Consider the following 3,919-nt stretch of genomic DNA (forward strand, 5'->3'; position numbering starts at 1 on the left):
CCCCGCAAGCGGGAGAGGTAAGAAAGTAAACTCACGCCCGCTTCGTCTCCAGCGCCATCTTCACCGCGAGCCCGGCCAGCACGGTGCCCATCAGCCAGCGCTGAACCAATAGCCAGCCCGGCCTGGTGCCGAGGAACAGCGCGATCGAGCCGGCCGCGAGTGCGATCAGGGCGTTGACGCTGACGCTGATCGCGATCTGGGTAAAGCCGAGCGCCAGCGACTGCGTCAGCACGCTGCCGTGAGCCGGGTCGACGAATGCGACAGCAGCGCCAGATACAGCATGGCGACCTTTGGATTGAGCAAGTTGGTGAACAGGCTCATCGCGAACAGTCTGCGCGGCCCGTCGACTGCGAGTTCTTTCACCTGAAACGGCGAGCGGCCGTTGGGCATCAGGGCCTGCCACGCCAGCCACATGAGATACGCCGCGCCGGCGAGCCGCAGCGCATCATAGGCATAAGGCACCGCGAACAGCAGCGCCGTGATGCCGAATGCCGCGCATAGCATGAAAAACACGAAACCCAGCGCGACGCTGCCGAGCGAAATGAGGCCGGCAATGTGGCCCTGCGCGATCGAACGCGAGATCAGATAGATCATGTTCGGTCCCGGCGTCAGCACCATGCCGAGCGACCAGAGCGAAGCCGAGCAGGGAAGTGAGATGGGGCATGGCGGGACTCGTGGCGCGCGATTTTCTAGGCGCGCCACGCCGCGATGTCATTTCGTAAATTGCACCGAGAGTTACGCTGTCATCGCCCGGTCTTGACCGGGCGATCCGGCATTCGGTCGATCGTTACCGGATCGGCGGAGCGTACTGGATGCCGCCGGCGCTCCAGAGCTGGTTCAGCCCGCGTGGAATCTTCAGTTTCGACCCCTCGCCGACATTGCGCTCGTAGATCTCGCCGTAATTGCCGACATGGCGGATGATGCGCGCGGCCCAGTCGCGGGGCAGGCCGAGTTCCTCGCCGTAGGCGCCTTCGGTGCCGACCAGCCGCATCACATCCGGCTTTTTCGACTTCAGCGCCTCGTCGATGTTCTTCGAGGTGATGCCGAGTTCCTCGGCATTGATCATCGCATACAGGGTCCACTTCACGATCATCATCCAGTCGTCGTCGCGCTGCCGCACCACCGGCGCCAGCGGCTCCTTGGAAATGACGTCGGGGAGGATGACATGGTCGCCGGGTTTGCCGAGGTTCAGGCGCAGCGCGTAAAGCTGCGAGATGTCGGCGGTGAAGGTGTCGCACTGGCCGGAATCATAGGCCTTGATGACCTCCTCCAGCTTTCCGAACTTCATCTCCGTGTATTTCATGTTGTTGGTGCGGAAAAAGTCGACGAGGTTGAGCTGCGTCGTCGTTTCCGCCTGCACGCAGACCTTGCTGTCGTTGAGTTCCAGGCCGGAGTCGATCTTGCGCGATGCCGGCAGCATGAATCCTCCGCCGTCATAATAGGCGACGGCCGGGAAATACAGCGCGTTGGACGTCTCGCGTGACATGCTCCAGGTCGAGTTGCGCGAGAGGATATCCACCTTGCGGCTCTGCAACTCCTTGAAGCGTTCGTTGGCGTCGAGCGGAACGAACTTCGCCTTTTTCGGATCGTCGAAGATCGCCGCCGCCACCGCGCGGCAGAAGTCGACATCGAACCCGCTCCAGTCGCCCTTGTCGTCGGGGATCGAGAAACCCGGCAGTCCCTTGTTGACGCCGCACAGCACGTCGCCGCGCCGGATCGTCCGCTTCAGGGTCTTGGTGTCGTATCGCTCATAGGTCACGGCAATGGCCGCGACCGCGATCGCGACCGCCATGCCAATCAGGAGGCCGCCTCGGAATGTACGAAACATTTTTTTCTCGCCAATGTCAGGAAAACGGGGCGGTCGCGAAACGAGCCGCTGCGGTCTATAATTCGGGCTTCTGCCGCACGATCACCTTGGTGCCGACCGGGACCCTCTCATAGAGGTCGGCGACGTCGGCATTGACCAGCCGGAAACAGCCGGAGGAAACTGCGGTGCCGATGGTATCCGGCCGGTTGGTGCCGTGGATGCGGTAGACCGTGGTGCCGAGATACATCGCACGCGCGCCCATCGGATTTCCGGGTCCACCGGCCATGAAACGCGGCAGATAGGGCTGGCGCGCGATCATTTCCGGCGGCGGGGTCCAGTCCGGCCATTCCGCCTTGCGCGTGACGTTCAGCAATCCCTGCCACTGGAACCCTTCGCGGCCGACGCCGATGCCGTAGCGCAATGCGCGGCCGCCGCCCTGGACCAGATAGAGATGGCGATCCTTCGTTGAGATGATGATGGTGCCCGGCGGCTCGGAGGTGCGGTACAGCACCGCAGTGCGCTTGAACTGCGGGTCCAGCTCCACATTGTCGTCGGCGATCAGGCCGGGCTCGTCGCCGACATCGGGCCTTTGCGCATGACCCGGTGCGATCGAAAGCATCAGTCCGGCCGCGGCGGCCATCATCCAGATCAATTGGCGAAATTTGGTCATTCAGAGCTCTCCCGGTGGCGCCTTCGCCAGGTCTTAGTCAAAATCTTGGTTGAGTCTTGGAACCATCAAATCTCAGTGGCAACTTGATGGCAAGTTCTAGGCAGGCGCACCCCATATGTCTGGTGCTTCCAACGTTTCCTCGCAGGCAAGGCACCCCTGCCATCGACCCAGCGCTACTGTACATGGGGTTGTTTTCGATATTTTGCTGCGGAGCGAGAATGAGTGGGCTTGGGGCTCGCCTCATTTCGGAGCGATCCACAGCCGCAGGCCGTACGAGATCAGGGTCACGGTCCCGACGCCCCCGAGCCACAGCGCCGCGAACCACAGCAGGCGGCGCGCCAGCGGCGGCGGATTTGGCTCCGGCGGAATCAATGATAGCCGCTCCCGGCCTTCACCTTGCCGCGGAAGACATAATAGGCCCAGCCGGTGTAGCCGAGAATCAGCGGGATCAGCACGGCGACGCCAAACAGCATGAAGACCTGGCTGTTTTCGGGCGAGGCCGCCTGCCAGATGGTGATGCTCTGCGGCACGATATAGGGCCACATGCTGATGCCGAGTCCGGCATAGGACAGCGCGAACAGCGTCAGCGTCAGGAAGAACGGCTGATAATCCCGCTTCCGGGCGAGGCTGCGCAACAGCAGCAAGGTAACAGCGGCGACCGCGACCGGCACCGGCGCGGTCAGGAGGATGCCCGGCCAGGAAAACCAGCGCTGGGTGTACTGGATGTGCAGGAACGGCGTGGCGATGCTGACTGCGCCGATGGCGCTGATCATCGCGAACAGCAGGAACCAGCTCAGATGATAGGCCTTGTCGCGCAGCGGGCCCTCGGTCTTCATGACCAGCCAGGTCGCGCCCAGCAGCGCGTAGCCGATCGCCAGCGCGATGCCGGTCAGGATGCTGAACGGCGTCAGCCAGTCCCACCATCCGCCGGCGTAATGTCGGCCCTCGACATGGACGCCCTGCAGGATGGCGCCGAGGGCTATGCCCTGCGCCAGCGCCGCCAGCAGCGATCCGGCGAAGAACGGGATATCCCAGCGATTGCGCTCGCTCGGTCTCGTCCGCCAGCGAAATTCGAAGGCGACGCCGCGAAACACCAGGCCGAGCAGCATTACGATCATGGGGGTGTACAGCGCCGGCATCAGCACCGCATAGGCCAGCGGAAACGCCGCCATCAGGCCGCCGCCGCCGAGCACCAGCCAGGTTTCGTTGCCGTCCCACACCGGCGCGACGCTGTTCATGATGACGTCGCGATCGGACTTCTGGGGAAACAGCGGAAACAGAATGCCGAGGCCGAGGTCGAACCCGTCCATGACGATATAGACGAAGACGGCAAAGGCGATGATGAACGCCCAGACGGTGGCGATGTCGATCGCGGCGGTCATGACGCGGCCCCCCGGGGAGCCGCGGCGCCCGCGGCGGGCGTGATGCCGGCGGCGCGGGCC

The 3,919-nt window shown here is 63.6% G+C and carries 4 protein-coding genes and 1 pseudogene; all 5 read right to left on the reverse strand.

Features of this window, described 5'->3' with window-relative positions:
• Positions 1-31: 31 nt before the first annotated feature.
• Positions 32-664 (reverse strand): annotated as a pseudogene (locus Q8N40_RS19340) (LysE family translocator).
• Between the two features lie 123 nt (positions 665-787).
• Positions 788-1,828, reverse strand: coding sequence for an amino acid ABC transporter substrate-binding protein (locus Q8N40_RS19345; protein ID WP_305712944.1), 1,041 nt, complete (start codon positions 1,826-1,828; stop codon positions 788-790).
• 55 nt (positions 1,829-1,883) lie between these two features.
• Entirely contained in the window at positions 1,884-2,477 is a 594-nt protein-coding gene (locus tag Q8N40_RS19350; RefSeq protein WP_305322492.1) for a L,D-transpeptidase, read from the reverse strand.
• 240 nt (positions 2,478-2,717) lie between these two features.
• Positions 2,718-2,846 carry a DUF2474 domain-containing protein gene (locus Q8N40_RS19355; RefSeq protein ID WP_305322496.1) on the reverse strand — a complete coding sequence of 43 codons (129 nt, stop codon included), beginning with the start codon at positions 2,844-2,846 and terminating at the stop codon, positions 2,718-2,720.
• Entirely contained in the window at positions 2,846-3,859 is a 1,014-nt protein-coding gene (cydB, locus tag Q8N40_RS19360) for a cytochrome d ubiquinol oxidase subunit II (RefSeq protein ID WP_305322493.1), read from the reverse strand. Before cydB ends, Q8N40_RS19355 begins: the two co-directional genes overlap by 1 nt.
• Between the last annotated feature and the right edge of the window lie 60 nt (positions 3,860-3,919).

Source organism: Bradyrhizobium sp. (genome assembly GCF_030693485.1).
In the GTDB taxonomy this organism is placed as follows: Bacteria; Pseudomonadota; Alphaproteobacteria; order Rhizobiales; family Xanthobacteraceae; genus Bradyrhizobium.